Here is a 25,228-nt window from a genome sequence, read left to right on the forward strand (position 1 = left end):
GGGGTTACGGCGTCCGGGGTTACGGCGTCAGGGTGCGGACGATCTCGGCGGCCGGGGAGTCGGCGGCCAGGCGCCAGGACGTGCCCGCCCAGAGGTTGACGCCCTCGGGGTCGCCCTGCGCGGCGGCGGCCTTGCGGAGCGGCGAGGTCACGTAGTGGACGTCCGGGTACGCGGCGGGCGCGTACGGGTCGTACCGGGTCATGAAGCCGTTCACCAGGCCGCGCGCGGGCCGTCCGCTGAACGCCCTGGTCAGGGCCGTGCGCGTGTAGCGGGGATCGGCGAGCGCGGCCTTGTGCACGGCACTGGCGCCGCTCTCCGGGCTCCGCAGGAAGGCGGTGCCGAGCTGGGCCGCGACCGCGCCGAGGGCGAGGACCTCGGCGACGTGCTCGCGGGTGCCGAGGCCGCCGGCGGCGATCAGCGGCAGGCCGGTCACCGACCGTACGTCGCGCAGCAGGGGGCGGAGCGCGGCGGGCTCCAGCCCGGCGTCGGTGAACGACCCCTGGTGCGCCCCCGCCTCGGCCCCCTGGACGCAGAGCGCGTCGGCACCGGCCTCGACCGCGGTCACGGCCTCCTCGGGCGCGGTCACGGTGACGATCACGCACGCGCCCCGGTCGCGCAGGGCCCGGACGGTCTCCGCGTCCGGGCAGCCGAACGTGAAGCCCACCACCGCCGGCGGGTCGGCGACCAGGCACTCGATCTTGGCGGCGTAGGCGTCGGTGCGGTCGGCGGCGGGGCGGCCGGGTTCCGTGCCGAGCCGCTCGCCCTCGGGGACGAGCCGTTCCCGGTACGCGGCGACCGCGGCCTCATCGGCGGTCCCGGTCGCGGGCATGAACACGTTCACGCCGAACGGCCGGGACGTCAGCGCCCGCGTCGCGGCGATGTCCGCCCGCATCGCGTCGGCCGTCTTGTACCCGGCCGCGAGGAAGCCCAGGCCGCCCGCCCCGGACACCGCGGCGGCCAGCTCCGGCGTCGAGCCGCCGCCCGCCATGGGCGCCTGGACGATCGGGCGTTCCAGCCGTTCGAGCATGTGCGGAATACTACGAAAGAGCCGTTCAGAGGGGGAGCGCCGGGATGCGGGTACTGCTGCACTACGACTACGAGCACACGGTGGCCGGGCTCGACGTGGTGAGCTGTCCCGAGGAGGACGACGAGCGGTTCGCCAAGCTGCTGCCGGAGGCGGAGGTCCTCTGGCACGTGCTGCGCCCGGTCACCGCGGCGGACCTCGACCGCGCCCCCAACCTGCGGCTGATCCAGAAGCTCGGCACCGGCGTGAACACCATCGACCTGGACGCCGCCGAGGAGCGCGGCATCGCGGTGGCGAACATGCCGGGCACCAACGCGCAGGCGGTCGCGGAGACGGCGCTGCTGCTGATGCTGGCGGCGCTGCGGCGGGTGGTCACGTTCGACGCGCGGACGCGCGAGGGCCGGGGCTGGCCCGCGGACCGGGCCCTGGTGGGCGGCGAGCTGAACGGCCGGACGGTGGGCCTGCTCGGCGGCGGCCAGATCGCCGGCCTGCTGCGCGGCATGCTGGAGGCCGTCGGCGCGAACGTCCTGTACACCTCGCGCCGCCCGCGCCCCGAGGACCCGTCGTGGCGCCCCCTCGACGATCTCCTGCGGGCCAGCGACATCGTCTCGGTGCACATCCCGCTGACCGCCGAGACCCACCACCTCCTCGACCGCGAGCGGCTGGCCCTGCTGCCGCCCGGCGCGATCGTGGTCAACACCGCCCGCGGCGCCGTCATCGACGAGTCCGCCCTGGTCGAGGCGCTGTCCTCGGGACGGCTCGGCGGCGCCGGGCTGGACGTCTTCGAGCGGGAGCCCGTCCCCGCGTCCAACCCGCTGACGGCGTTGGACAACGTCGTGGTCATGCCGCACGTTGCCTGGCTGACCCGCGAGACCTGGGACCGCTACTTCGCCGTCGCCGAGGAGAACTGCCGCCGTCTGGCCGCCGGCGAGGAGCTCCTGCACCGGGTGCGCTGAGCGGCCCCGTGCGGATCAGTCTGTGCCGATCAGTCCGTGCGCGTCAGGTGGAAGTAGAGGGTCGAGTCCGTCCCCTTGGCGTCCATCGCGCCCATCACCACGTCCCGCGACACCCGCCGGAAGTGGTCGATGATCGGGCGGTCGTCGTAGATCATCGCGGCCGAGACCGTGCCCCGGAACGACATCTCGCGGAGCCGCGCCATGCCCATCCCGGTGTACGAGTAGATCGCGCCCTCGTCGTCGCGGCACAGCAGCGGCTCGACGTCCTCGACGCTCGTGAAGCGCTTGCCGTACCAGCGCATCTTCACCAGCAGCGCGGCCATGGCGCCGGTCTCGTCGAACAGCCCGCCGCGCCACGCGCCGAGCATGAACGTCGCGGAGACGGGCTGGAGCCGGTCGTACAGCCGTCCCAGCTCATCCGGCCCGGCCGGGCCGCCGCCCCGGACGAGGTCGAGCAGTCGGTCCTGGGCGGCGGGTTCGGCGGTCTCGCGGGAGGTCAAGCACTTCCTCTTCTCATCCGGGGAGTACCACCGGTTTGACGATCTCGCCGGCCAGCATGTCCGCCTCGGCCTCGTTGATCTTCTCCAGCGGGTACGTCTCGATCAGCCGGTCGAACGGGAACCGGCCCCGCCGCCACAGCTCGACCAGCCGGGGGATGAACGTCTGCGGTACGGCGTCGCCCTCGATGATGCCCTTCACCGTCCGGCCCATCAGCATCAGGGTGGGGTCGAGCCGGTACTCCCGGCTCCCGACGCCCGCCAGGCCGCAGACCCCGGTCGTCCGCAGGCTCGCCACGGCGTTCGACACCACGGCCGGGATCGCGGTGGTGTCGAACGCGTAGTCCGCGCCGCCGCCGGTGATCTCCTGGATCCGGGCCACCAGGCCCTCGTCCGCGCCGTTGATCGTGTGGGTGGCGCCCAGCTCGGCGGCCACCCGCAGGCGGTCCTCGTTGAGATCGACCGCGATGATCGTGGTGGCGGCGGCGATCCCCGCGGCCATCACGGCGGCGAGGCCGACCGCGCCCGTACCGAAGACGGCGATGCTGTCGCCGGCGCGCACGCCCAGCGACAGCAGCACCGCGCCCGCGCCGGTCTGCATGCTGCATCCCAGCGGGCCGAGCTTCTCCAGCGGCAGGTCGTCCCCGACCGGGACGACGTTGCGCGCGGTCGCGAGCGCGTGCGTGGCGAACGACGACTGCCCGAACCACCGGTTGTGGACGGTCTCGCCCGCGCCGTCCCGCAGCCGCTGCCGCCCGTCCATCGCCATCGCCGCCATGTTGAGCACGACCATCTGCTCGCAGCTGCCCGGCCGCGCGGACCGGCAGTCGGAGCAGGCCCCGCAGGAGTCGAACGACAGCACGACGTTCGACCCCACGGACACGCCGGTCACGCCGGGCCCGACGGCCTCGACGACGCCGGAGCCCTCGTGGCCGAGCACCACCGGCCGCGGGAACCCGCCCGGCTGGCGGCCCAGCAGGTCGGTGTGGCAGATCCCGGCGCCGGCGACCCGCACGACCACCTCGCCCGGCCCGGGGTCGGCCAGCTCCAGCGGCTCGATCGTGTACGGGGCGTCGGCGGCGCGCAGCACCGCGGCATCGATGCGCATCAGGTCTCAGCCTCGCAGGGTGTAGCGGATGGGCAGCCGCTTCAGGCCGCCGACGAAGGTGGTGGCGGTGCTCTCCGGCGTACCGGCGAGCTCGATCGACTCCAGCCGCGGCAGCAACTCCTCGAAGAACGCGCGGGCCTCGATCCGGGCGAGTGCGGCGCCCAGGCAGTAGTGGACGCCGAAGCCGAACGCCAGGTGCTTGTTGGGGTCGCGCCCCACGTCGAACGCGAACGGGTCGTCGAAGACGTCCTCGTCCCGGTTGGCCGAGGGGTACGACAGCAGCACCGAGTCGCCCTCGCGGATCGTCGTGTCGCGCAGCTTGTAGTCGCGCGTCGCGGTCCGCATGAACTCCTTGACCGGCGTCACCCAGCGGATCATCTCCTCCACCGCGAGCGGCATCAGGGACGGGTCGGCGCGGAGCCGGGCGAGCTGGTCGGGGTGCTCCATCAGCGCGTGCAGCCCGCCGGAGATCGTCGAGCTGGTGGTGTCGTGCCCGGCGGTCGCGATGATCACGTAGTACGAGGCGGTGTCGAAGTCGTTCAGCGGCTCGCCGTCCACCGCGGCGTTGGCGATGGCGGAGGCGAGGTCGTCGGTCGGGTGCGCGCGCCGGGCCGCGGTGAGCTCCTGGAAGTAGGCGAAGAACTCCATCAGGACCTCGAGCATCTCCTCGGGGGTCTCCCCGCGGCGCATCTCGGTGTCGTCCCCGCCGAACAGCTCCTGCGTCAGCTTGAGCATCCTGTCGAAGTCGGACTCGGGCAGGCCGAGCAGCGACAGGATCACGTACAGCGGGTAGTGCACCGCGACCTGCTGGACGAAGTCGCAGCTGTCGCCGAGGATCGCCATCCGGTCCACGTACCGCCGGGCCAGCTCCCTGATCCGCGGCTCCAGGTCGCGCATCGCCTTGGGGCGGAACCAGTCGGCGCCGATCGCGCGGACGACCCGGTGGTCTGGGTCGTCCATGTGGATCAGGGTGCGCAGCCCCACGCCCTGCTCGGCCCGCTGCCGGTTGATCCTGTCCTGGACGGCCGTGGCCAGCAGCGGCCGCGGCGCGTTCAGGAAGATCTCGTGGTTGCGCTCGATCTCCAGCACGTCCGCGTGCCTGGTGATCGCCCAGAACGGGTTGTAGCCCGGCCGGTCGACCCAGTGCACCGGCGCCTCCCGGCGCAGCAGCGCCATCGCCGCGTGCAGCCGCGCGTCGTCGGCGTACGCGGCGGGGTCCGCGAGCGCACGGCCCGCCTCGTCAAGCGTGAGAGTCATCTCCGGCTCCTTCGACGGTGGCCGCCCGCAACGGAACCTAGAACCCGAATCCCATTCGGTCAACCGTCTCGATCACATATCGCCGAAGATCACCCAATCACAGTGTTTTCCGGTCGCCTACGGGGCTCCTCCAGGCGGCGCCTTCCCTCGTCCCTCGCTCCTCATTCGGGGCGGGTGTCCACGAGCGCCCCGTCCGCCAGGTCCTTGAAGCGCTCCAGATCCTCGGCCGGGCCGTCGATCCCGCGCAGCGGCCCGCGGTCGGCCAGGCGGGCGCCGGCGTACAGGCGCGCGACCAGCGCCTTCCGGTCCGTGCCCAGCTCCGAACGCTCCCAGCCGGCCTGCTCCAGCAGCAGCGCCGCCGCGTACACGTCCGCCATGTACAGCGCCAGCGGGTAGAGCCGCGCCTCCGCGGTCGCCCGGTCCAGGCCGTGCCAGCGGCCGATCGCCTCGCGCAGGTCGCCGATCCGCCGCCGGACGAGATCCGCCGTCGCGTCGTCGCCCTCCGGAGCCCGCGCCGCGGCCTCGTCCAGCCGTTCCAGGAACGGCAGGTGCGCCCGCTCCCGCTCCATCCCGCGCCGCACGTCCAGGCACAGGATGTTGTCGCCGCCCTCCCAGATCGGGTTGACCTGCGCGTCCCGCAGGATCCGCGCCACCGGCCACTGCTCGATGTAGCCGTTCCCGCCGTGGATCTCGATCGCGTCGCTGGCCGCCGTGACACCGAGCCGCGCGGTACGCAGCTTGATCAGCGCCGCGCCGATCCGCAGCCGCGGCCGGCCCAGGTAGCCGTCGAACACCAGCGCCTGCGCCGCCTCCGTCTCCACGATCAGCTCGGCCAGCTTGCGGCGCATCAGCGGCTGGTCGTACAGCGGCGCCCCGAACGCCTCGCGGGCCCGCGCGTAGCACAGCGACTCGACCAGCGAGCGGCGCGCGCAGCCCAGCCCCATCGCCGCAATCCCGAGCCGGGCGCCGTTGGTCAGCTCCATCATCCGGGCCAGCCCCTTGCCGTCCCCGGCCTGCCCCTCCACGGGCGCACTGGTTGCGGGGGCCAGCAGGAACGCCTCCGCGCCGGTGAACTCGATCTCGGCGGACGCGACCGACCGGGTGCCCAGCTTGTCCTTGAGCCGCCGGATCCGCACGCCGTTCCGCGAGCCGTCCCGCCGCTCGGTCAGGACGAGGAACGGCGCGATGCCGCGCACCCCGTCCACCGCGCCCTCGGGCTTGGCCAGCACCACGAACGCCGACCCGTTGGCGTTGGAGGCGAACCACTTGAAGCCGTCCAGCCGCCAGGCGTCCCCGTCCGGCACCGCCGTCGCCTCCAGCGCGCCGAGGTCGGAGCCGCCGGACCGCTCGGTGAGCATCTGCGCCGCCTCGCCGGAGAACTCCCCGGCCGCGAAGATCTCCCGTACCCGGGCCTTGACGTCCTCGGGCGCGAACAGCTCGGTCAGCCCCACCACCATGTCGCCGCCCGTGCCGAGCGCGCACGCCATCCCGATGTCGGCCTGGTCGAGCAGGTAGCTCCACGCCACGCCCAGCGGCGCCGGATCGACCCCGGCCGCCTTCGCCGCGGCGACGAACTCCGGCCGGGTGAAGCTCGTGGCGACCAGGTCCGCCCGCGCCGCCTCGAACGACGGCGGCATGACGACCCGGCTGACGTCCCGCCCCCACCGGTCGTACTTCTCCAGCCGGGGCGGGTTCCGGTCGGTCTCCTCGGCGCGCTCGGCGATCGGCCCGCCCATCAGCGCCCCCAGCTCGGCCAGCCGCGGCTCGGCCCACTCCAGCCCCGCCGCGCCCAGGTGGCGGCGCATCAGGAACCGGAGGGTCGGGTCGCTGGTGTACCAGTTGAGGCCAACGGCCCCCTGGTACCGCTCGGTCGCGTACCGCCGCGCCTTCTCCGGTCCGCCGAACGGCAGCCGGTCCACGGGCTCGATCAGATAGGACGCCATGCCCCGGACATTACACTCTTATGACACGTGATGAAATCCTGTAATCGCCAGACCGTCACCGTCCGGGGAAGAAGTCCGCGCCCTGCATGTACTCCATGTTCCGGGCGAAGACCGGGTCGCTCCAGCGCCCGGCCATCTCCTCCTCGGTCACGTCCTCGATCCTGGTCTGGATCCAGTAGAGGTTCCCGAACGGGTCGCGCACCCGCCCGACCAGGTCCCCGAACGCCAGGTGCGTGACCTCCGAGACCGCCGTGCCGCCCGCCTCCACCGCCCGCCGGTGGACGGCCCGCGCGTCCGCCACGTACAGCCGCAGGAACGCCGGCGTCGCCGGCCACTCCGGCCGCGCGTCGAACAGCATCACGACCGCGCCGCCGATCCGCACCTCCGCGTGCCCGATGACACCGTTCTCGTCCACGACCCGGCCCAGCTCCTCGGCGCCGAACGCCCGCTCCAGGTAGTCGATGACCCCGGCCGTGTCCCGGTTGATGATCCACGGCGTCACGGCGGTGTAGCCCTCGGGGATCGCCTTGACCGACATGCGTGCCTCCTTGTTCGCGTCTTCGTCCACGCTAGGAGCCGTATAGGCCGGTTCCTGTCCTAGACTCCGCGCCGCCGCCGGTTGGTGCATGCTGGCGTGCATGGCGAACGCTCCGGACCTGCGTCCCCTCACCGCGCGCTCGGTCGTGCTGAGCACGCTGCTGGGCTCGCACCCGCCCCGGATCGGCGCGCGGCAGGCCGTCCGCGTGGGGGAGCTGTTCGGGATCGCCGAGGGGACGATCCGGGTCGCCCTCTCGCGGATGGTGGCCGCCGGCGACCTCGTCCAGATCCCGGAACGGGGCGGTGTCTACGAGCTGACCGAGCGGCTCGTCCAGCGGCAGGCCCGGCAGGACGAGAGCCGCTTCCCCCGCACCCGCCCCTGGGACGGCACCTGGGAGATCGCCGTCGTCACCGCCGAGCGCCGCCGCCCCGCCGCCGAACGCGCCGCGCTCCGCCAGGCCATGTCGGCGCTGCGGCTGGCCGAGCTGCGCGAGGGGACCTGGCTCCGGCCCGCCAACCTCGGCCGGTCGCGGCCGGAGATCGTCCAGCGGCAGTGCGCGTTCCTCTCGGGGCGTCCCGAGGAGGACCCGTCCGCACTGGCGGCCTCGCTCTGGGACCTGGACGGCTGGGCCGGCACGGCGCGCGAGCTGCGGGCCGCGCTCGACGCCGCGGGTTCGCTCGCCGAGCAGTTCACCGTCTCCGCCGCCGTGCTGCGCCACCTGCTCCGCGACCCGCTGCTGCCCGCCGACCTGCTGCCCGCCGGGTGGCCCGGCCCGGAGCTCCGCGCGCACTACGAACGCTTCGAGACCGGCTTCGAACAGGTGCTGACGGAGCACATCTCCACCTGAACGGAACGCGGAGCCCGCAAGCCCCCGTACTGCCCGGAATCCACCGCCCGCGCGGCCGCGGCGCCCCTACACTGACGTGATCATGAAGTCGCGTTCCCCACGCGATACCGACGCAGTCGCTCCATACCGGCCGGAGGAGACCTCGTGCGGGATGACAGAAGAGGCGACGACCTCGAGGACGCCACCTTCGCCTTCCTGATGACGATCGTCAACGTCGTCGTCGCGATCGCGGCCTTCTGCTGCCTCGTGATCTGGCTGGCCGGCCAGCTGTCCGGCGTGCTGAGCGGCGCGGGATGGCCCGATTCCAGCCCGCTGGACTCCTTCGGCATCGCCCTGCGGCTCGTGCGGGACCCCGGCGACTTCGCCGCCGCGTGGCCCGCCGGGGCCGCGGCCGCGCTGGGACCGGGGTGGCTCTTCCTCGCCGTCCTCCTGGTCTTCATGGTGATGACCGGCTGGGCCTCGTACCGCCTCGTCCGGTTCGCGCTGAACTGGCGGCGCCGCCGGGAGTTCCGGCGGCTGCGCCTGGGCTTCGCCTCCGGCAACGAGATCCGCAAGATGCTCGGCGTCGAGGCCCTCGCCAAGAAGGCCGGCTCGGTACGGCCGTCCACCAAGAACTGGCGGCGCCGCGTCGAGCCCGGCGACATCGGCTTCTACCTGGGACGCGACATCCGCTCGCGGCAGAAGCTCTACTCCTCCGTGGAGGACGTGTTCATCATCCTGGCGCCGCCCCGCCAGGGAAAGGACGTGCACTTCTGCGCGCCCTTCACGATCGACGCCCCCGGCGCCTGCATCGTGACGTCCACCCGGTCCGACGCGTTCACCAACACCTACGCCATGCGGGCCAAGCTCGGCGACGTGTACGTGTTCGACCCCAACGGCATGACCCGCTGGCCGGAACGGCTGCGCTGGTCACCGATCAACGGCTGCGAGAACCCGAACACGGCCGCCATCCGGGCGGGCACCTTCGTCGACGCCAGCGGGTTCGAGGTGACGGGTGACGCCGCGTTCCTGGTGGCGGGGCAGACGTCCATCCTGCGCTGCTACCTGCACGCGGCCGCGATCGGCGGCCACACGATGCGCGACATCATGCGCTGGGCCTACCAGCCGAACAACACCGAACCGCTCAACCTGCTGCGCAAGGGCGAGAGCGAGGGCAAGGCAGCGGTCGGGTGGGCGGGCCAGCTGGAGTCCCTGATGGTGGCCAACAACAGCATGGGCGGGCGCATCTGGCCGGGACTCATCCAGATCCTCGCCTGCTTCTCCGACCCGAGCGTCCTGGACGCCTGCTCGCCGGGCCCGGACGAGCAGTTCGACATGAAGGCGTTCCTCTCCGGCCGCAACACGCTGTACGTCCTCGGCAAGGAGCAGAAGACCGGCGGGATCGCCCCCGTGGTGACCGCGATGATGGAGGACCTCTTCGACTCCGCCCGCAAGGAGGCGACGAAGATGCCGTCCAGCCGCCTGGACCCGCCGCTCACCGTGGAGCTGAACGAGGCCGCCCACATCTCGCCGATGCCGAGCCTGCCCGGGTACATGGGCGACTCCGGCGGTTTCTCCATCGCGCTGCACGTCTACCTGCAGTCGCTCTCCCAGGCGCGCGCCAAGTGGGGCGAGCACGAGGCGATGATCATGTGGGACAACGCGGCGGTACGCGTGATCATGGGCGGGGCCGGCAACGTCGACGACCTCGAGGACGTCTCCCGCCTCATGGGCAAGGTCCGCGACACCGACAAGGACGTGCTGTCACCGGAGGAGATCCGGACGATGAAGTTCGGCACCGCCGTCGTCGTCGCCCGCTCCGCCCGCCCCGTCGAGGTCCGGCTGACCCCCTGGTGGAAGCGCGAGGACGGTGACGAGATCGCCAAGGGCAAGAGCGAGACCGAACGGCTGATCGTGCAGTACACGTCCGAGGCGCCCGGCATCACCTCCGCACCGGCCGCCGGAGACCTCACCACGGACCGGCCCTGACGCCGCTCAGCCGCCGCGCAGATCGACCATGACCTTGAGCGCCTCGCGCCGCGCCATCGCCGCGTACCCGTCGGGCACCGCGTCGAGGCCGACCGTGCGGTCGAAGACGGGCGACGGGTCGAGGGCACCGCTCAGGACCTCGGGCAGGAGCCCGGCGATGTAGGCCCGCGCGGGTGTGACTCCGCCGGCGAGGGTGACGTTGCGGCGGAAGAAGGTGCGGACGTCGACGCCCTCCCCGTCCTGCGGCACCCCCACGTAGCCCACCGCGCCGCCGGGCCGGGCGGCGTCCAGCGCGGTGCGGAGGGCCAGGCCGGTGCCGACGCACTCCAGGACCGACGGGAAGCCGTGCCCGCCGGAGAGCCCGCGCAGCCACTCGACCGCCTCGCCGCCGCGCGCGGTCAGCACGTCCGTGGCGCCGAACGCCTCCGCCAGCCGCAGCCGGTCCGGGTGCGCGCCCGCCACCGCGATCCGCCGGGCGCCGTGTCTGGCGGCCGCCAGGACGGCGCACAGCGCGACCGCTCCGTCACCGATGACCGCGACGTCGCCGCCGGGGCCGACCCGGGCGGCGCGCGCGGCGTGCTCGCCGGTGCACATCACGTCGGCGAGCGCCAGGACGGCGGGCAGCCGCGGATCGTCGGGACCGGCGGGAACGGGCACGAGCGTCCCGTCGGCCAGCGGGACCCGCACCGCCTCGCCCTGGCCGCCGTCGAGGGCGCCGCCCCAGGACCCCCCGTTCAGGCAGGACGTGTGCAGGCCCGCACGGCAGAACTCGCAGGTGCCGTCGGACCACCGGAACGGCGCGACGACGACGTCGCCGGGCCGGACGGTGCCGACCCGGTCCCCGACCCGCGTCACCACACCGACGAACTCGTGGCCGATCCGGATGCCCGGACCCGGCGCCGCCCCCCGGCGGTACGCCCAGAGGTCGCTGCCGCAGACCCCGGCGAGGAGCACCCGCACCAGCGCGTCCGTCGGCGCGGTGATCCGCGGGTCCGGGACCTCCTCCACGCGCACGTCGCCGGGGCCGTACAGGACCGCCGCCCTCATCCGCGCCGCCTAGCGCCGCGCGCCGGCCCGGCCGGCGGGCCTCACCGCCGCGGTTCGATCACGCGGGTGCCGACGTAGGGCTCCAGCGCCTCGGGAAGCTCGACCGAGCCGTCCGGCCGCTGCCCGTGCTCGATGAGCGCCGCCCACAGGCGCGGGGTCGCGATCGCCGAACCGTTCAGCGTGAACACCGGCGCGGTCTTCCCGCTCTCGGTCCGGTACCGGATGTTGCCGCGGCGCGCCTGGTAGTCGGTGAAGTTGCCGACCGAGGAGACCTCCAGCCAGCGCTCGACGCCGGGCGCGTAGACCTCCAGGTCGAAGATCCGGGACGAGGAGAAGGTCAGGTCGCCGCCGCAGAGGTCGACGACCCGGTACGGCAGCTCCAGCGTCCGCAGGGCGCGCTCGCAGTCGGCGAGCAGCTCGTCGTACTCCTGCTGGACGGTGTCGGGCGTGCAGATGCGGACCAGCTCCACCTTGTGGAACTCGTGGACGCGCTGGAAGCCGCGGGTGTCCTTGCCCGCCGAGCCCGCCTCCCGGCGGAAGCAGGCCGTGTGCGTCATGTAGCGCTTGGGCAGCTCGTCCGGCGCGAGGATCTCGTCCTGGTGGAGGCCCGTCAGCGGGACCTCGCCGGTCGGGATCAGCCAGAGGTCGTCGGGCTGGATGCTGTAGGCGTCGTCGGCGAACTTGGGCAGGTGGCCGGTGCCGACCATGAGGGGGCCGCGCACCATGTGCGGGACCAGCACCTCGGTATAGGTCTCCCGGTGCAGGTCCAGGCCGAACTGCACCAGCCCGCGCAGCAGCCGGGCCCCGTCCCCGTAGAGCAGCGCGAAGCCCGACCCGCTCAGCTTCGCGGCGCGGTCGGCGTCGAAGATGCCGAGGTCGGTGGCGATGTCCCAGTGCGGCCGGTACTCGCCGGCCTTGAACTGCTCCGCCGGCGGCCCCTCGTAGCGGACGACGACGTTGTCGGCCTCGTCCGAGCCCTCGGGCGCCGCGGGGTCCGGCAGGTTGGGCAGCCGGAGCATGAGGTCGCGGAACCGCTCGTTGGCCGCGCGGTAGGCGTCCTCCGCCTCGCCGATCCTGGTCTTGAGGTCGCCGAGGAGCCGGCGCTCCTCCTCCGCCGCCGGGTCCCGGGTGGCCATCAGCCTGCCGACCTGCTTGGAACGGCGGTTCATCTCGGCGCGGTCGCGTTCGAGGGCGCTGAGCAGCGACCTCCGCTCGACGAGGGCGTCCCTGGCCTCCGACACCGACTCCGCCGAGACGCCCTTCTTGCCCAAGGCGGCGGTGACGGCTTCGGTGTCGTCCAGCAACAGGTTCGGGTCGATCATCTGCCCCTCCAAGGCGCTTATCGAGCACCTTGACTCTAGTGACAGTCGCCGAGCACCGCTAACGACATACGGGCATCGGGACGTGCGCGCCGTCACACGGGATCGCGGGCCGGCCCCGGCGGGTGCCGCGGAAGGGAAGGGGGAACGGCCTCCGGCGCCCGCCCGCAGGTCAGCGGGATAAACCTATCCTTCGGGGAAAAATAATGTTTACCCGGACATCTTGTTGATCCCAGCCCGCCGACTTACAGTGACACTGCCCTTGATCATCGGTCATGTTCACAAGGGAAGGATGGCTCCCGATGACGGTCTCGACCCTGGCCGAAAAAGCCACGACCACAACCCCCGTTCGCCCGACGACGCTCCTATCGGCGCTGAGCGAGGTGGCCGCCAAGCGCGACGCGGACCTCATTCGGTTCCGCACGTGCTGCGCGGACCCGCGCGCCAGTAAGTGAACGGTCCGGGCGCTCGAACCGTTTCCATCGGGCGCCCGGCCCGCCGTCCTCGCCGCTCTTGACCCACCGGAGACCCGTGCCTATTCTTTCCCTGCTCGACCGACGGGGCGGATTGCACAGCCTGATCGCACAGCCGGGGGACACCGTCGCCTCCGCTCTCCTGCGCAACGCGATTCCCCCCACTTCGACCGTGACCTATCGCGATGATGACGTCATCGTCCCCGACCACCATGTCATGGACCCCGACAGCTCTTATGTGAGCCGGCTGATCGAGGGTTACGACATCACCGGGATCCGCCGCCTTTTCCAGAGCCACGATTCGAGCGCCGAGTACGTGCGAAGGCGCCTGTCGGTCGCCCCGACCGGCGCTCTGAACATGGAGACCACCCCGCTCACCCTGGAGACCGCCGCGGCCCACGTCGAGGGCATCGTGCGCGAGACGATCGGCGAGTTCGGGCTCCTCGAGCCGAACGAGCCGATCCTCCTGGGACTGTCCGGCGGCGTGGACAGCGGCTCCCTCCTGATGCTCCTCGCGGCCTACCGGGACGCCATGGGGGCCGACGGCCCGCTCATCCACGCGGCGACGTTCCAGGACTTCGACAGCAAGTGGTCCGAGACCTTCGACTTCGCGCGCGGGCTCGCCGAGCGCCACTCCGTCTCGCACCACGTCATCGAGGCCGGGTACGCCGAGAAGGTCTTCCACCTCAACCGCCCGATGGCGCAGATCCTCATGCACCTTATGGAGACCGACGACGCCCACCTGGCGATGTACGCCGACCACCACTCCACCCGCCGGGTGCTGGAGGTCTACGCGGACGAGCTGGGCGTCAAGAAGATCGCCTTGGGGCTGCACACGACCGACCTGCTCGCCGGGCTGCTCAACGCGTACACCACCGGCTTCTCCGTCGGCCCCGCGCCGAGCCGGCGGGTCGGCCCGTACACGTACGTCCTGCCGCTGGCGTTCACTCCCAAACGCGAGCTGCACCTGTACTACACGCACCGGACGGGGCACACGCCGAAGCAGACCACGCCCAACCAGTGGGAGTTCAACCCCACCGACCGCAATTTCTACTACTACATGGCCGACCAAATGCAGTGGTACTGGCCGGGCATCGAGAACTGGATGTTCACCGCTCACGCGCGTACCGCTCCCGATACGGCACCGCGCCATGAGCAATGCGGAAACTGCGGCGGTTCCGTCGCGCTGCAAACCGCGGGATCGGATACCTGGTCCGGCTGGTGCGACGTTTGCCGGCTACTGGACCGGCACGGGTGGATCGACAGGTGAACGCGACGCGGAAGCTGGAGTACTGATATGGCAACCCCCGCCGGAAACAAGCGCAGCCCCCATCGCCGCCTTCCGATAGTCGACGCCCGCACGGTCGAACCGCTCCGTCCCGAAGGGGTCGTCGACGGCCACCAGATCTTCCAGGTCAATGACCACGAGGCGCTCTTCTCCAATGAAGAGCTGATCTCCCCGCTCCAGCCGTACGCCGGGGCCTGGCTCCCGAAGATCGCCGGACGTACGGCGTACCCGATGCCCGACCGCGTCGGCGAGTACGGCACGTATTCCGAGTTCCTCAAGGCGCCCAAGTACATGGCCCAGTGGGTGCATTGGAAGAATCGCGCGGAGATGGTCCTGGAGGGCCGCTACCACGAGATTCCGGCCGCCCACTTCGAGGGCATCTTCACCCTGGTGTGCAACTTCAAGTGCCCGCACTGCACCCGGCGGGTGACCCGCACGAAGTGGGTGGAGGGCGGCACCTGGGACCACAACACCGAGGTCGAGAAGAAGAACACGATGCACCCCGAGGGGCTGCGCCGGGTCATCGACCAGCTCGCCGAGCAGCGCACCGACGAGCAGATGGGCATCGTGTGGGGAGGCGGCGACCCCACCGCCAACCCGTTCACCTACGACGGCATGGCCTACGCCCGCCGCAAGGGCATCTCCGCCAGCTTCCTCACCAACGGCACCTTCCTCGAGGTCGACCGCTGCCTCGACGCCGACCCCATCCTCATCCGCATCAGCCTCAACTGCGGCACGGAGGAGGCGTACAGCAAGTTCCACGGCTACCCGCGCGACTGGGACTACTTCGACCGCGTCAAGCAGAACATGCGGGCGCTCGCCAAGCGCAAGCTGGAGCGCGGCGCGCGCACGCTCGTGGGGATCTCCCTGATCACCGACGAGCGGAACATGGAGGACACCATCGCCGCGGCCGAGGAGATCCGCGCGGTGGTGGACGAGGCGGGGCCGGGCATCGACTACGTCATCGCCCGTCCGGTCATGAACTACAGCCACTTCGAGAAGGACTGGGCCAAGGTCCGCGAAGGGACCAAGGAGCGGGCGCAGGAGCTCGTCAGCGAGGGCGGCGAGGTCTGGAAGATCTTCAACGATCTCGGCATCCCGCTGATCCTCATCAAGGACTCCTACGAGGAGCCGCCCGAGGACACCGAGTACGAGGCCACCGAGTGCCTGTCGTACGGGATGTACGGGGAGATCCGCCACAACGGCGACGTCCAGCTCTGCTCGGACTCCTACGGCAACCCGGAGTACACGATCGGCAACCTCTTCGAGAACACCCTCGACGAGATCTGGCGGTCGGACCGGCGCCAGGAGGTGCTGGACGGCATCAACGCCAAGCAGTGCTTCAAGACCGCCTGCCCGCACAACTCCCGCGGCCACCACCACAACCGCGTCTTCCACCAGATCGAACGGATGCGCCAGGCGGGCCGGCTCGCGGAGGTCCGGCAGTGGATGGACGACCTGCGCGAGGTCACCCACCCGCTCGGTCACTCGTTCTTCGTCTGATGGGAGCACGAACCAGGTGGCCGCTGCCGCACCGGGTCGGCGGGTACGGCAGCGCGGAGGAGTTCCGGCTGGCCCGTAAGGAGGCGGGCCAGTGGGTCTTCTGGAAGGACCGGGTGGACCTGGTCCTGGAGGGCCGCTACGACGAGGTGCGGCCGCTGCACGTGGAGCTGTCGCCGACGTACCTGTGCAACTTCGCGTGCCCGTGGTGCAGCTGCCGCAGCGCGCGCGAGGACTGGTCGGACGACGACGTCTTCAGCCATCCGCGCGCCACCCCGCTGACCGTGATGCGGGAGAACAAGATCGACCACGTGCTGGAGCACCTCGCTCCGCACGGGGTGGGGATCATGTGGGTGGGCGGCGAGCCCACGATGAACCCGCTGCTGTACCCGGCGGCCCTGAAGGCCGACCGGCTCGGCCTGCCGCAGTGCCTGTTCACCAACGGCAGCCTGCTCAACCGCCGCCGGATCGACGAGCTGTTCGACGCCAACCTCGTCTTCGTCAGGGTCAGCCTGAACGCGGTCGATCCGGAGGTGCACCGCGTCCACCACGACTACGATCCGCGGCGCGGCTACGCGGAGCGGGTCATGCAGAACCTGCGGCGGCTGGCGGAGGTGCGGGCGCAGCGCCGTTCGGACACCCTCGTCGGGGTGTCGGTGGTGGTGGACGAGCGCAACCTGGGCGACCTGGAGGACACCGTCGACCACCTCTGCCGGCTGGTCGACGAGTACGGCGAGGGCAGCATCGACTACGCGATCTTCCGGCCGGCCTTCCCGTTCTACACCGCGCAGCTGGAGGTCCGCGACGACACGGCCGAGCGCTTCCTCCGCGTCATGGGCGCGGACGCGCCCGGCCGGCGGAGGCTGGAGCGGGCCGGGGTGGACGTCGTCGTCCCCGACGACGCGCCGCCCGCGGGCGGCGCGGAGGGCCGGGCGGGCGCGACCGCCGACGGGCTCGGCTGCCTGTCGGCGGGCTGGTTCTCCGAGGTGACCCCGAACGGCGACATGGTCGTCTGCTCCGACCGGTACGGCAACCCCGACTACTTCATCGGCAACGTCGCGAAGAACAGCGTGGACGCCCTGTGGAACGGGCCCGGCAGGCGCGCCGTCCTGGACATGGTGCGCAGCACCGACTGCTACGCCACCAACTGCCCGAGCAACGGGAGGGGGTACTTCTTCAACCGGCTGTTCCGCGAGATCGAGGCCTTTCGGAGCCAGGGCCGCCTGTCCGAGGTGCGCTCGTGGATCGACGACCTGCGCGCGGTGCTGCCGCAACCGGCGCACAGCTTCTTCCTGTAGGGCGACAGCAGCCAGCGCACGGCCGGACAGGCCGGATCCGACGGGAGTGACCATGACCGACAGTCTTCTTCAGCTGACCGAGCGGCATGTCGACGATGAGGGGACGGTCAAGTACCTGTGGACCCTCCATGACGGCCGGCGGGTCGAGACCGTCTTCTTCTCCCACCACGCCGGGCCGGGGCAGTGCCTGTCGACGCAGACCGGCTGCGCCGTCGGCTGCACGTTCTGCGCCACGGCGCTGCAGCGTCCCGCGCGGAACCTGACGGCGGACGAGATCGTGGCGCAGGCCGTCGAGGTCGACCGGGACTGCCGGGAGCGCGGCATGGAGGTGCCGTGGCGCTTCGTCACGCTCTCCGGGATGGGCGAGCCGCTGCTCAACTACGACAACACCCTGGAGGCGTCCCGCCGGCTGTACGAGTGGACCGGCATCGAGGTCGTGTCGGCGACGACGTCCGGGGTCGTCCCGCGCATCTACCGGCTCGCCGAGGAGGAGACCTACGTCCAGCTGCACGTCTCCCTGCACGCGACGCTGAACGAGACGCGGCGGCAGCTGATCCCCACGACCCGGAAGTGGGGGATCGAGGAGATCCTGGAGGCGTCCCGGCACTTCGCCCGGACCAGGGGGCGGCGCGTGATCGTCAACTACCTGCTCTTCGAGTCGGTCAACGACGCCATCGAGGACGCCCACCGGCTGATCGACCTGCTGGATCCCGCGCTGTTCGAGGTCCATCTCCTGCTGTGGAACGAGATCCCCGGGTTCGACTTCCGCCGCATCGGGGACGAGCGCGTGCACGACTTCCGGGAGCTGCTCACCGAGGCCGGGCTGATGGCCAAGGCGATGCCCAGCAAGGGCCGCGAGATCCAGGCCGGGTGCGGGCAGCTGCTGGCCGAGCGATCGGCCTGATCCGGTGCGGAACGAGCCCACGCTCCCCGTCGTGGACCTGCGGGACCACGGGTCGGGCACCGCCGCGGAGCGCCGGGAGGCCGCGCGCCTGGCCGCCGAGGCGTGCCGGACCACCGGGCTGTTCCTGCTGACGGGGCACGGTGTCCGGCCCGGGCTGGTGCGCGATGCCCAACGGGCCGCCGAGGAGTTCTTCGCCGCCGGGGAGGACTACAAGGCCCGGTTCCGTGTCCCGGGCTCCTCGCGGGGGTACGCGCCGATGAGCACCGAGAGCCTGGCGGCGACGGCGGGCGCGGAGACGCCGCCGGACGTGAAGGAGGCGTTCGCGTTCGGCGCCGTCGACGTCCCCGAGAACCGGGCGGCCTGGGCCGGCGCCGGACTCACCGCGGTCGTCTGGCCGCGGCGCCCGCCGGAGTTCAGGGACGCCCTGCTCGCCTACTACCGGGCCGCCCATCTCCTGGCCGGGCGGTTGATGGCGCTGCTCGCCGACGCGCTGGACGCGCCCGCGGGCTTCTTCGCCGACAAGCTGGACCGCAGCGCCGACTTCCTGCGCGTGATCAACTACCCCCGGCAGGCCGTCGAGCCCCCGCCCGGGGCGCTGCGGGCGGGCGCCCACACCGACTTCGGCGCGCTGACGGTCATCGCCGCCGACGACGCACCGGGCGGGCTCCAGGTGCGGGACCCGGACGGGAGGTGGATCGACGTGCCCGCGCCCGCCGGAACGTTCGTGGTCAACATCGGTGACCTGATGGCGTACTGGACCGGGAACCGGTGGGCGTCGGCCGTCCACCGGGTCGTCAACCCGCCCCCGGGCTCGGGGCCGGAGACGCGCCGGCAGAGCCTCGTCTTCTTCCACAACCCCAACCTGGACGCCGTCATCGAGCCGCTGGACCGGGCGGCGCGGCCCGGCGCGCCGCCGCCCGTCCCGATCACCACACGGCGGTGGCTGGCCGACAAGACCCTGCGGCAGCGGGTGCCCGCGCGATGATCCCGTTCCTGTTCGCGGAGAGCCCGGAGGCGACGGCGGGGAGGCACGGCCCGCCGCCGGACGTGCTCGACGGGCTGGCCGCGGAGATCCGCGCGCGGCTGCGCCGGCCTCCCTACTTCACCGTGCTGCGCGGCCTCGACTTCGACCCGGAGGACGTGCTCTTCAGCGCTCTCAGCGCCCGCGTCGGACGGCTGCTCCAGCCGTACCCCGACCCCGGCTTCCTCACGGTGCGGCCGCTGCGGCCGCGGGACTCGTCGCGGGCCGAGGGCTGGGGCGTCCTCACCGAGCACCTGCACACCGACAGCACCAACTGGCCGGCCTGCCACGACGCCACGCTGATGCTGTGCACGCGCCCGGACCAGCGGGGGGAGGGCCTGTCGCTGGTCCTTCCCCTGGACGACGCGGTCCGGGAGATCAGGACCCGGCTGGGCGCGGCCGCGATCGACCGGCTGCGCGAGGAGCCGCTCCCCTGGGCGATCGATCCCGGCCTGGGCGGCGGGGTGGTCCGGGCGCCGGCGCTGTCCGGGGACGGCATGCGCTGGCAGCTCTTCCGGGTCGCGCAGGCCGTCGAGCGGGACGGGGCGCGCTGCGCGGCACCGGACACGATGGACTTCCTGCGGCGGGTGGACGCGGCCCTGGCGGGCAGCGGGTCCGTGCGCCGGTTCCCGCTCGCCGCGGGCGACCTGCTGATCATCGCCAACCGGTTCGTCCTGCACGCCCGCGAGCCCATCACCGACGCCGCCGGTTCCGTACGGGAACTGCGCCACGCCAAGGTCGACATTCCCGGCTACCGGCCCCGGGCCCACGAACTGATCGGATCGCGTTCCGCCGATGACGATTGACGCCACCGTTTCCGCGAGCTTCCCGGCGAGCCCGCTGCTGCGCCCGCTGCGCCGGCTGTGCGACCGGCTCGGGCTGGACGTCCGGTTCGAGGAGCAGGCCGCCGGCCTGGTCCACTTCCGGCACGAGGCCCGCGAACGGCCGCCAGACTGGGACGTCATCGTGCTCCGGACCGCGGACTGGGAGAGCGATTTCGAGGAGAACGCCGACGCGCTCGCCGCCGGCCTGGCACACGGCCCGCACAGGCCCGGCGACGGCACGATCGTCTGCCTCTACCCGTCGCCGGGGTCCGCCGCGCGCGACGCGGAGCTGGCCGCCCGGATCGAGCCGATCGACGGAACCGTCCTGATCACGCCCGCCGAGACGATCGGCCTCTACTCGGTGGGCGACGCGGCCTGCGACACCGTGGACGGCCAGCCGGTCTACGGCAACGAGCTGCACACCGCGTTCGCCGCGAGCGTCGCCCGCGTCCTGCACGCCCGCGCGCGGCCGCCGGTCAAGGCGATCGCGGTCGACGCCGACTACACGCTGTGGGACGGCGCGTGCGCGGAGACGGAGCCGGGAGGGCTGCGGCTCGGCCCGGGACGCGCCGCGTTCCAGGAGCTCCTGCTGGAGCGCCGGCGGCAGGGGGTCCTGCTGTGCCTGCTGTCCCAGAACGACCGCCGGGACGTGCTGGCCGCGTTCGCCGCGCACGACTTCCCGCTGTCGCCCGACGACTTCGTGATCATCGACGCGGGCTGGCGGCCCAAGCCCGAGATGCTCGCCGCGGCGGCCGCGGAGCTGGGCTTCGCCCTCGACGCGTTCGTCTTCATCGACGACAATCCCGGCGAGTGCGCCCGGATGAGGGCCGGGCTTCCCGCCGTCCACACCCTGCGCTTCCCGCAGGACGACGCGGCGGCCGGCGCGTTCCTCCGGCACGCCTGGATGCTCGATCCGCCCCCGGCGGCCGCCGCAGGCATCGACCGCACCGAGCACCACCGGGCCGAGGCCGGACGGCGCCGCGCGCAGGCGCTGGCCGGCGACCCGGAACGGTTCCGCGCCGAACTGGATCTGCGGGTCGAGCTGCGGGAGGCGACCGCCGGCGATGTCGCGCGGATCGTCCAGATGAGCGACCGCGTCACGCAGTTCACCACCCGGCCCCGGCGCGGGACCGCGGCCTCGGTGGCCGAGGCGATCGCCGGCGCGGACCGGGCGTGCCTGGTCGCCGAGGTGTCCGACCGTTTCGGGGACTACGGCCTGACGGGCGTGCTGGAGTACGCGATCGGCCCCGCCGCGCTGCATGTGCGGACCTGGATGCTGAGCTGCCGCGTCCTGCACCGCGAGGTGGAGGACCGGCTGCTGCGGGAGCTCGCCGGCCGGGCCGCCGCGCACGGCCTCGACCGGCTGGTCTTCGACGTCGTCCGCACCGACCGCAACCTGCCCGCGAGGTCGTTCCTGACCGCCGCGGGCGCCACCTGGACGGAGGGGGACGGGCACGACGCGCGCGCGGAACTGACCGTCGAGGCGGCCCTGTCACCCCGGCGCCCCGCCCTGCGGCCCGCGCCGGAGCCCGCCTCGCCCGCGTCACGGAACGGGAGCGAAAACAAGACCGGGGCCGGGGCCTTCCTCGCCGATCTCGCCGAACGGCTGACCGACGCGCGCTCGCTCCACCGCGCGCTCTTCACCCGCGACGAGGACGCCGGCGACGACCGCACCCGCACCCGCACCCGCACCTACGGACTCTGGGCGGCGCTCCTCAAGCAGGCATGGGAGGACGCGCTGGGGATCGAGGACCTGTGGCACCACGACGACCTCTTCGCCGTCTGGGGCGCGACCTCGGTCGACGTGCTGAAGGTGTGCGCCGAGATCGACCGGCGCTGCGGCATCCTCCTCACGCTCGGGGAGGTGCTGGCCCTGCCCACCGTGGCGCGGCAGGCCGAAGCCCTTAAGGACCGGGCTCCGTCCCGCGTCCCGGTCCTCACCCGGCTGCACGGTGACGGCGGCGTGCCGCTGGTCTTCCTGCCCCCGGCCGGCGGGCTCGGCTACGGCTACCTGGAGCTCGTCCGCGGCCTCGGCGGCCGCCACGGCGTCCTGCTCGCCCAGGCCCCGGAGCTGACCGGGCACGGAGACCGCCTGCTCGACCTGCCCTCGCTGGTCCGCGTCTACCGCGACGAGATCGCGCGGGCCGCCGGGAGCGGCCGCGTCATGCTCGCCGGCTGGTCGTTCGGGGCCGTCCTGGCGTACGAGACCGCGGTCGCGATGGGACGCGACGGCGGCCCGGTCCCGGCGCTGCTGCTGTTCGATCCGCCCGAGCGGCGGCCGGCGGCACCGCGGGACCCCGGACCGGAACCGGACGGCGCGCCGGAACCGGCGCTGTCGCGGTTCTTCCGCCTGCTCGACCCGTGGCGGACCGACGCGGCATCGCTCGCGGCGCTGCACGGGCGGATCTTCCCCGGCCGGGCACCGCTGGATCCCGCCGCCGGCCGGGAGAAGGTGTGGCGGGAGCTGCTCGACCGGCTCCTCGACGGCGCCGGCGAGCACCAGCGCAACCGCCTGCTCATCCCGGAACTGGAACCCATGGACGTGCTGCGCGGGGCGTGCGTGTGGAAGAAGAACCAGAGCCTCGCCGACGCCTACCGGCCCACGCCCGGGTTCAGCGGTCACGGCCACGTCCTCCGGGTCGCGAGCGACTCGGGCCGGGAGCACGTCCTCGACCGCGTCCTGGCGGGCCGGGCGGAGACGACCTTCTACCCGATCCGTCCCGTGGCCGGGCTGCGGGCGCACTCGGCCATGATGGAGCCGGAGAACGTGGCCCTGTTCGCCCCGGACGTCGCCGCGCTGCTCGACGAGGTCAGCGCTGCCCGGCGATGAAGGCGTCGAGCTCGGCCTTGATCCCGTCGTTCATCCAGAGCGGCAGGACGGCCTCGACATGGCCCTCGCGGCAGGAGCTCAGGATGTTGGCGGTCCGGTCGCGGGCCTTGTACAGGGTGTCCTGCCAGGACATGGCCGCCCCGGGCCGCACGCCCGCCTTGAACGTCTCCTGCCGCACCTGCCACAGCGCCGAGAGCTCCTCGATCGCGTCGGCGTGCCGCCACCAGCACGGCAGGATGGCCAGCTGCAGCCGGTAGTGGTGGACCAGCCCGTCGACGAAGTCGGCCAGCCCGCGCAGCAGCCGGCGGCGCTCCTCACCGGTGACGGCCTGCCAGTCGATCGGTCCCGGCGCGGGCGCGGCCGGCCGCTCCGGTGCCGCGGGTGCCGCCGGCTCCAGCCGCTCCGCGAGGAGTTCCAGCACCTTCTGCTGCTTTTTCAGCAGCTCCAGGAGCTCCATTCGTTCGACCGGGGCGATGTCCATGACCCAGGCACTCCCTGTCTTCCGCCGCCGCGTTTTCCCGGCGCTCTCACCGGCTGAATCGTTTTTTCTTCAACGAGTGGCCGGGGCGTCTTCCGGCCAAGGGCCGGAATGGCCCGTACGACCCGCCCGCCGCCTTCATCCGGTCGTCACGGCGGAAACCCGCCATGGCGCCGAGGCGTCGGGCCTGGTCAGATTGACGAATGCCACCGCGCGCACCTTTCCGCCCCGCCAGCCGTCACGGCCGGTGGGAATCACGGTGATGCCCCATTGGCGGCGGGCACTGGTGGAGGTGTCCGTTCCCGCACCACTGTCGACCTGCTGCGGAGCGACGCGGACCTTGGCGTAGGCGCGGTGCCGGAGCCATTCGTTGGAGAGTTTCCCGGACGTCTCGCCGGCGATGGCGGTGTAGTACTCGGGGGTGAGGAACGGGCGGGCGCGGCGGTAGGCGTCGCGCTGCGCGCCGTCGGTCGCCGAGTCGACGCTCCACATCGTGAGGACGGCCGCCCTGGACACCGCCGTGGCGTCGCGGTGGTCGACCCGGGCGGGGTCGACCGCCCCGCCGGCCGGGGCCGCGCCGGGCGAGGCGCCCGGCGGGGAGGCGGCCGTACCGGGGGCGGCGGTGGAGGTCGGCCCGCCCGACGGGGACGCCTGCCGCGATCCCCCCGCGGCCCCCGCACCGGAATCGCCGCCGGATCCCCCGCAGCCACCGGCGGCGGCGAGCGCGACCAGGACCGCGAGCGCGGCGCGGCCGGGCGCGGCGGCTCCGGCCGGACGGGGCGTACGGGGCGTACGGGGGGCGCGGGGCGCGCACCTGATCACGAGGCACCTCCCTTGGCCTGCGGACGGATGAACCCCATCGGCGTACGGCCGGTCATGTAGCTGTCGTACTTCACGACGTCGCCGGTCTGGGGGGCGTGGATCATGGTGCGCTTGACCGGGTCGACGACGAGCGCCACATGCTCGGGGCCGCGCGTCCCCGGCCGGAAGAACACGAGGTCGCCCGCCCGTTCCTGACCGCTGGGGACCCGCGTGGGTATCGCCCACTGGTCGTAGGTGACCCGGGGGATGGTGATCCCGGCCGAGGCGTAGGCGCGCATGGTCAGCGAGGAGCAGTCGCAGTTCTGCGGCGACGCGTAGTCCTTGCGCGCGTTGGTGCAGGTTCCGCCCCACTGGTACGGGGTGCCGAGCTGCGCCCGCGCGAACGCCAGCACCCTGCCGACCACGGGGCCGGCCGGGCCGCTCACGGCGCCGCCGCAGGTCTGGGTCCCGGCCGTGTTGTCGCCGCCCGTGGTGAACTTGTTGGAGCCGTACTTGCGGGCCCATTCCAGCACCAGGTCCACGTACCAGTCGGCGTGGTTGTAGTGCCAGATGGCCTTGCGGAGCCGGGCGGGGTCGCCGGCGCCGTTGGCCTTGAGGTAGTTGGCGGCGCCCGGGATGGCGTCCTCGGGGTTGTAGCGGTCCCTCTTGTCGTCGCCGTTGCCGTCGACGCCGTACGCGTCCCAGGTCGGGCCGATGAACTGCATCGGCCCGCCGGCACCGGACCCGTTCTCCCCGGAATGGACGCCGGGGAGCTTGGAACGTCCGTGGTCGGTCTCGACCTTGCCGATGCCGGCGAGCACGTGCCAGCCGACGCCGTACTCCTGGCCGGCCTTCTGGTACAGGCGCAGGTAGTTGGCCGGGATGGTGTTCTCACCGGCCTCGCTCACACCCGGCTGCGCGGCCGAGGGTCCCGGAGTGCACGCGGCCTCCGCGTCCCCGAGAAGCACCACCAGGAAAAGCATGGCGAGTACCAGTGCGCCGACCCCTCCGCCCAGGGAGAACAGGCACCCCTTACCGGCGTCCATTCAGCGGTCGGCTTGGTCATGGGCGGTGTGGACGGACACGTGATCGCACCTTCCCGTTCGAACGCACTGGCATGGGCTCAAGAACATATCGACCCAAGCGGTCTTTAGCGTCACTCTTGATCATATTGATCTACTTTTGATCAAACCGGTGGTCTCGGTCAGACTGATCTCCTACGATCACTGCCGTCCCAGCACTCACATGCGTTGAGGGTGGCGCTCCCTGACTACTACGCCTCCCGGACCAGGTAACGGACGGACCGG

General features: G+C 72.4%; 22 protein-coding genes. 11 read left to right on the forward strand and 11 right to left on the reverse strand.

Features of this window, described 5'->3' with window-relative positions; genetic code table 11:
- Positions 1–19: 19 nt before the first annotated feature.
- Complete coding sequence (locus tag AB0881_RS08010; protein ID WP_366615233.1) at positions 20–1,027, reverse strand: nitronate monooxygenase; 1,008 nt, start codon at positions 1,025–1,027, stop codon at positions 20–22.
- A gap of 44 nt (positions 1,028–1,071) precedes the next feature.
- On the opposite strand from AB0881_RS08010, the gene AB0881_RS08015 reads away from it, so the two are divergent.
- On the forward strand, positions 1,072–1,980 hold the full coding sequence (locus AB0881_RS08015) for a 2-hydroxyacid dehydrogenase (protein WP_366615235.1): 909 nt from the start codon (positions 1,072–1,074) through the stop codon (positions 1,978–1,980).
- 29 nt (positions 1,981–2,009) lie between these two features.
- Here the strand turns inward: AB0881_RS08015 and AB0881_RS08020 are convergent, their stop codons facing one another.
- The 5 genes from AB0881_RS08020 to AB0881_RS08040 all read right to left on the reverse strand — a co-directional run bounded on the left by AB0881_RS08020 (position 2,010) and on the right by AB0881_RS08040 (position 7,353).
- On the reverse strand, positions 2,010–2,480 hold the full coding sequence (locus AB0881_RS08020; protein WP_366615237.1) for a DUF4334 domain-containing protein: 471 nt from the start codon (positions 2,478–2,480) through the stop codon (positions 2,010–2,012).
- A 13-nt stretch (positions 2,481–2,493) separates the two neighbouring features.
- Complete coding sequence (locus AB0881_RS08025; protein ID WP_366615238.1) at positions 2,494–3,585, reverse strand: NAD(P)-dependent alcohol dehydrogenase; 1,092 nt, start codon at positions 3,583–3,585, stop codon at positions 2,494–2,496.
- Positions 3,586–3,591: 6 nt separating this feature from the next.
- Positions 3,592–4,842, reverse strand: coding sequence for a cytochrome P450 (locus tag AB0881_RS08030; RefSeq protein ID WP_366615239.1), 1,251 nt, complete (start codon positions 4,840–4,842; stop codon positions 3,592–3,594).
- 161 nt (positions 4,843–5,003) lie between these two features.
- Positions 5,004–6,785 (reverse strand): acyl-CoA dehydrogenase family protein, encoded by a 1,782-nt coding sequence (locus AB0881_RS08035; protein ID WP_366615241.1) that lies wholly within the window; start codon positions 6,783–6,785, stop codon positions 5,004–5,006.
- 55 nt (positions 6,786–6,840) lie between these two features.
- Positions 6,841–7,353 carry a VOC family protein gene (locus AB0881_RS08040; RefSeq protein ID WP_366615242.1) on the reverse strand — a complete coding sequence of 171 codons (513 nt, stop codon included), beginning with the start codon at positions 7,351–7,353 and terminating at the stop codon, positions 6,841–6,843.
- Positions 7,354–7,423: 70 nt separating this feature from the next.
- On the opposite strand from AB0881_RS08040, the gene AB0881_RS08045 reads away from it, so the two are divergent.
- Together AB0881_RS08045 and AB0881_RS08050 are read left to right on the forward strand one after the other, a co-directional pair.
- Positions 7,424–8,170, forward strand: a complete 747-nt coding sequence (locus AB0881_RS08045; RefSeq protein WP_366615244.1) for a PaaX family transcriptional regulator C-terminal domain-containing protein — start codon at positions 7,424–7,426, stop codon at positions 8,168–8,170.
- 144 nt (positions 8,171–8,314) lie between these two features.
- A complete protein-coding gene (locus AB0881_RS08050) occupies positions 8,315–10,138 on the forward strand; it encodes a TraM recognition domain-containing protein (RefSeq protein ID WP_366615246.1) in 1,824 nt (607 codons plus the stop codon).
- A 6-nt stretch (positions 10,139–10,144) separates the two neighbouring features.
- On the opposite strand, the gene AB0881_RS08055 is transcribed toward AB0881_RS08050, so the two are convergent.
- Both AB0881_RS08055 and serS read right to left on the reverse strand, forming a co-directional pair.
- Complete coding sequence (locus AB0881_RS08055) at positions 10,145–11,185, reverse strand: alcohol dehydrogenase catalytic domain-containing protein (protein ID WP_366615247.1); 1,041 nt, start codon at positions 11,183–11,185, stop codon at positions 10,145–10,147.
- Positions 11,186–11,226: 41 nt separating this feature from the next.
- Complete coding sequence (serS, locus tag AB0881_RS08060; RefSeq protein WP_366615248.1) at positions 11,227–12,507, reverse strand: serine--tRNA ligase; 1,281 nt, start codon at positions 12,505–12,507, stop codon at positions 11,227–11,229.
- Positions 12,508–12,806: 299 nt separating this feature from the next.
- On the opposite strand from serS, the gene AB0881_RS08065 reads away from it, so the two are divergent.
- The 8 genes from AB0881_RS08065 to AB0881_RS08100 all read left to right on the forward strand — a co-directional run bounded on the left by AB0881_RS08065 (position 12,807) and on the right by AB0881_RS08100 (position 22,642).
- The gene (locus tag AB0881_RS08065; RefSeq protein ID WP_366615250.1) at positions 12,807–12,959 is read left to right on the forward strand and encodes a hypothetical protein; all 153 of its coding nucleotides are present in this window, start codon (positions 12,807–12,809) and stop codon (positions 12,957–12,959) included.
- A 190-nt stretch (positions 12,960–13,149) separates the two neighbouring features.
- Positions 13,150–14,247, forward strand: a complete 1,098-nt coding sequence (locus AB0881_RS08070) for an asparagine synthase-related protein (RefSeq protein WP_366615252.1) — start codon at positions 13,150–13,152, stop codon at positions 14,245–14,247.
- A 27-nt stretch (positions 14,248–14,274) separates the two neighbouring features.
- Positions 14,275–15,768: a radical SAM protein gene (locus AB0881_RS08075; RefSeq protein WP_366615254.1), complete on the forward strand. Its 1,494-nt coding sequence runs from the start codon at positions 14,275–14,277 to the stop codon at positions 15,766–15,768.
- Positions 15,768–17,063, forward strand: coding sequence for a radical SAM protein (locus tag AB0881_RS08080; RefSeq protein WP_366615255.1), 1,296 nt, complete (start codon positions 15,768–15,770; stop codon positions 17,061–17,063). Before AB0881_RS08075 ends, AB0881_RS08080 begins: the two co-directional genes overlap by 1 nt.
- Positions 17,064–17,115: 52 nt before the next feature.
- A complete protein-coding gene (locus tag AB0881_RS08085) occupies positions 17,116–17,967 on the forward strand; it encodes a radical SAM protein (RefSeq protein WP_366615257.1) in 852 nt (283 codons plus the stop codon).
- A gap of 31 nt (positions 17,968–17,998) precedes the next feature.
- On the forward strand, positions 17,999–18,952 hold the full coding sequence (locus tag AB0881_RS08090) for a 2OG-Fe(II) oxygenase family protein (RefSeq protein WP_366615259.1): 954 nt from the start codon (positions 17,999–18,001) through the stop codon (positions 18,950–18,952).
- Positions 18,949–19,794: a TauD/TfdA family dioxygenase gene (locus AB0881_RS08095; RefSeq protein WP_366615261.1), complete on the forward strand. Its 846-nt coding sequence runs from the start codon at positions 18,949–18,951 to the stop codon at positions 19,792–19,794. The genes AB0881_RS08090 and AB0881_RS08095 overlap by 4 nt, the downstream gene beginning before the upstream one ends.
- Positions 19,784–22,642: an HAD-IIIC family phosphatase gene (locus AB0881_RS08100; protein ID WP_366615262.1), complete on the forward strand. Its 2,859-nt coding sequence runs from the start codon at positions 19,784–19,786 to the stop codon at positions 22,640–22,642. The genes AB0881_RS08095 and AB0881_RS08100 overlap by 11 nt, the downstream gene beginning before the upstream one ends.
- Here the strand turns inward: AB0881_RS08100 and AB0881_RS08105 are convergent.
- From AB0881_RS08105 to AB0881_RS08115, 3 genes are all read right to left on the reverse strand, one after another.
- The gene (locus AB0881_RS08105) at positions 22,623–23,123 is read right to left on the reverse strand and encodes a hypothetical protein (protein ID WP_366615264.1); all 501 of its coding nucleotides are present in this window, start codon (positions 23,121–23,123) and stop codon (positions 22,623–22,625) included. The two genes, AB0881_RS08100 and AB0881_RS08105, sit on opposite strands and share 20 nt — an antisense overlap.
- 135 nt (positions 23,124–23,258) lie before the next feature.
- Complete coding sequence (locus tag AB0881_RS08110; protein ID WP_366615266.1) at positions 23,259–23,942, reverse strand: hypothetical protein; 684 nt, start codon at positions 23,940–23,942, stop codon at positions 23,259–23,261.
- A complete protein-coding gene (locus AB0881_RS08115; protein ID WP_366615268.1) occupies positions 23,939–24,892 on the reverse strand; it encodes a bifunctional lytic transglycosylase/C40 family peptidase in 954 nt (317 codons plus the stop codon). The genes AB0881_RS08110 and AB0881_RS08115 overlap by 4 nt, the downstream gene beginning before the upstream one ends.
- Between the last annotated feature and the right edge of the window lie 336 nt (positions 24,893–25,228).

Origin of the sequence: Spirillospora sp. NPDC029432 (assembly GCF_040703975.1) — a bacterium.
Classification (GTDB): Bacteria; Actinomycetota; Actinomycetes; order Streptosporangiales; family Streptosporangiaceae; genus Spirillospora.

Excerpts from the sequence above, each read along its gene's own strand:
- AB0881_RS08055 (WP_366615247.1), bottom strand. The coding sequence starts at position 11,185 with ATGAGGGCGGCGGTCCTGTACGGCCCCGGCGACGTGCGCGTGGAGGAG.
- AB0881_RS08015 (WP_366615235.1), top strand. The coding sequence starts at position 1,072 with ATGCGGGTACTGCTGCACTACGACTACGAGCACACGGTGGCCGGGCTC.
- serS (WP_366615248.1), bottom strand. The coding sequence starts at position 12,507 with ATGATCGACCCGAACCTGTTGCTGGACGACACCGAAGCCGTCACCGCC.
- AB0881_RS08095 (WP_366615261.1), top strand. The coding sequence starts at position 18,949 with ATGATCCCGTTCCTGTTCGCGGAGAGCCCGGAGGCGACGGCGGGGAGG.
- AB0881_RS08080 (WP_366615255.1), top strand. The coding sequence starts at position 15,768 with ATGGGAGCACGAACCAGGTGGCCGCTGCCGCACCGGGTCGGCGGGTAC.
- AB0881_RS08065 (WP_366615250.1), top strand. The coding sequence starts at position 12,807 with ATGACGGTCTCGACCCTGGCCGAAAAAGCCACGACCACAACCCCCGTT.
- AB0881_RS08105 (WP_366615264.1), bottom strand. The coding sequence starts at position 23,123 with ATGGACATCGCCCCGGTCGAACGAATGGAGCTCCTGGAGCTGCTGAAA.
- AB0881_RS08085 (WP_366615257.1), top strand. The coding sequence starts at position 17,116 with ATGACCGACAGTCTTCTTCAGCTGACCGAGCGGCATGTCGACGATGAG.
- AB0881_RS08030 (WP_366615239.1), bottom strand. The coding sequence starts at position 4,842 with ATGACTCTCACGCTTGACGAGGCGGGCCGTGCGCTCGCGGACCCCGCC.
- AB0881_RS08010 (WP_366615233.1), bottom strand. The coding sequence starts at position 1,027 with ATGCTCGAACGGCTGGAACGCCCGATCGTCCAGGCGCCCATGGCGGGC.
- AB0881_RS08025 (WP_366615238.1), bottom strand. The coding sequence starts at position 3,585 with ATGCGCATCGATGCCGCGGTGCTGCGCGCCGCCGACGCCCCGTACACG.
- AB0881_RS08100 (WP_366615262.1), top strand. The coding sequence starts at position 19,784 with ATGACGATTGACGCCACCGTTTCCGCGAGCTTCCCGGCGAGCCCGCTG.
- AB0881_RS08045 (WP_366615244.1), top strand. The coding sequence starts at position 7,424 with ATGGCGAACGCTCCGGACCTGCGTCCCCTCACCGCGCGCTCGGTCGTG.
- AB0881_RS08035 (WP_366615241.1), bottom strand. The coding sequence starts at position 6,785 with ATGGCGTCCTATCTGATCGAGCCCGTGGACCGGCTGCCGTTCGGCGGA.
- AB0881_RS08075 (WP_366615254.1), top strand. The coding sequence starts at position 14,275 with ATGGCAACCCCCGCCGGAAACAAGCGCAGCCCCCATCGCCGCCTTCCG.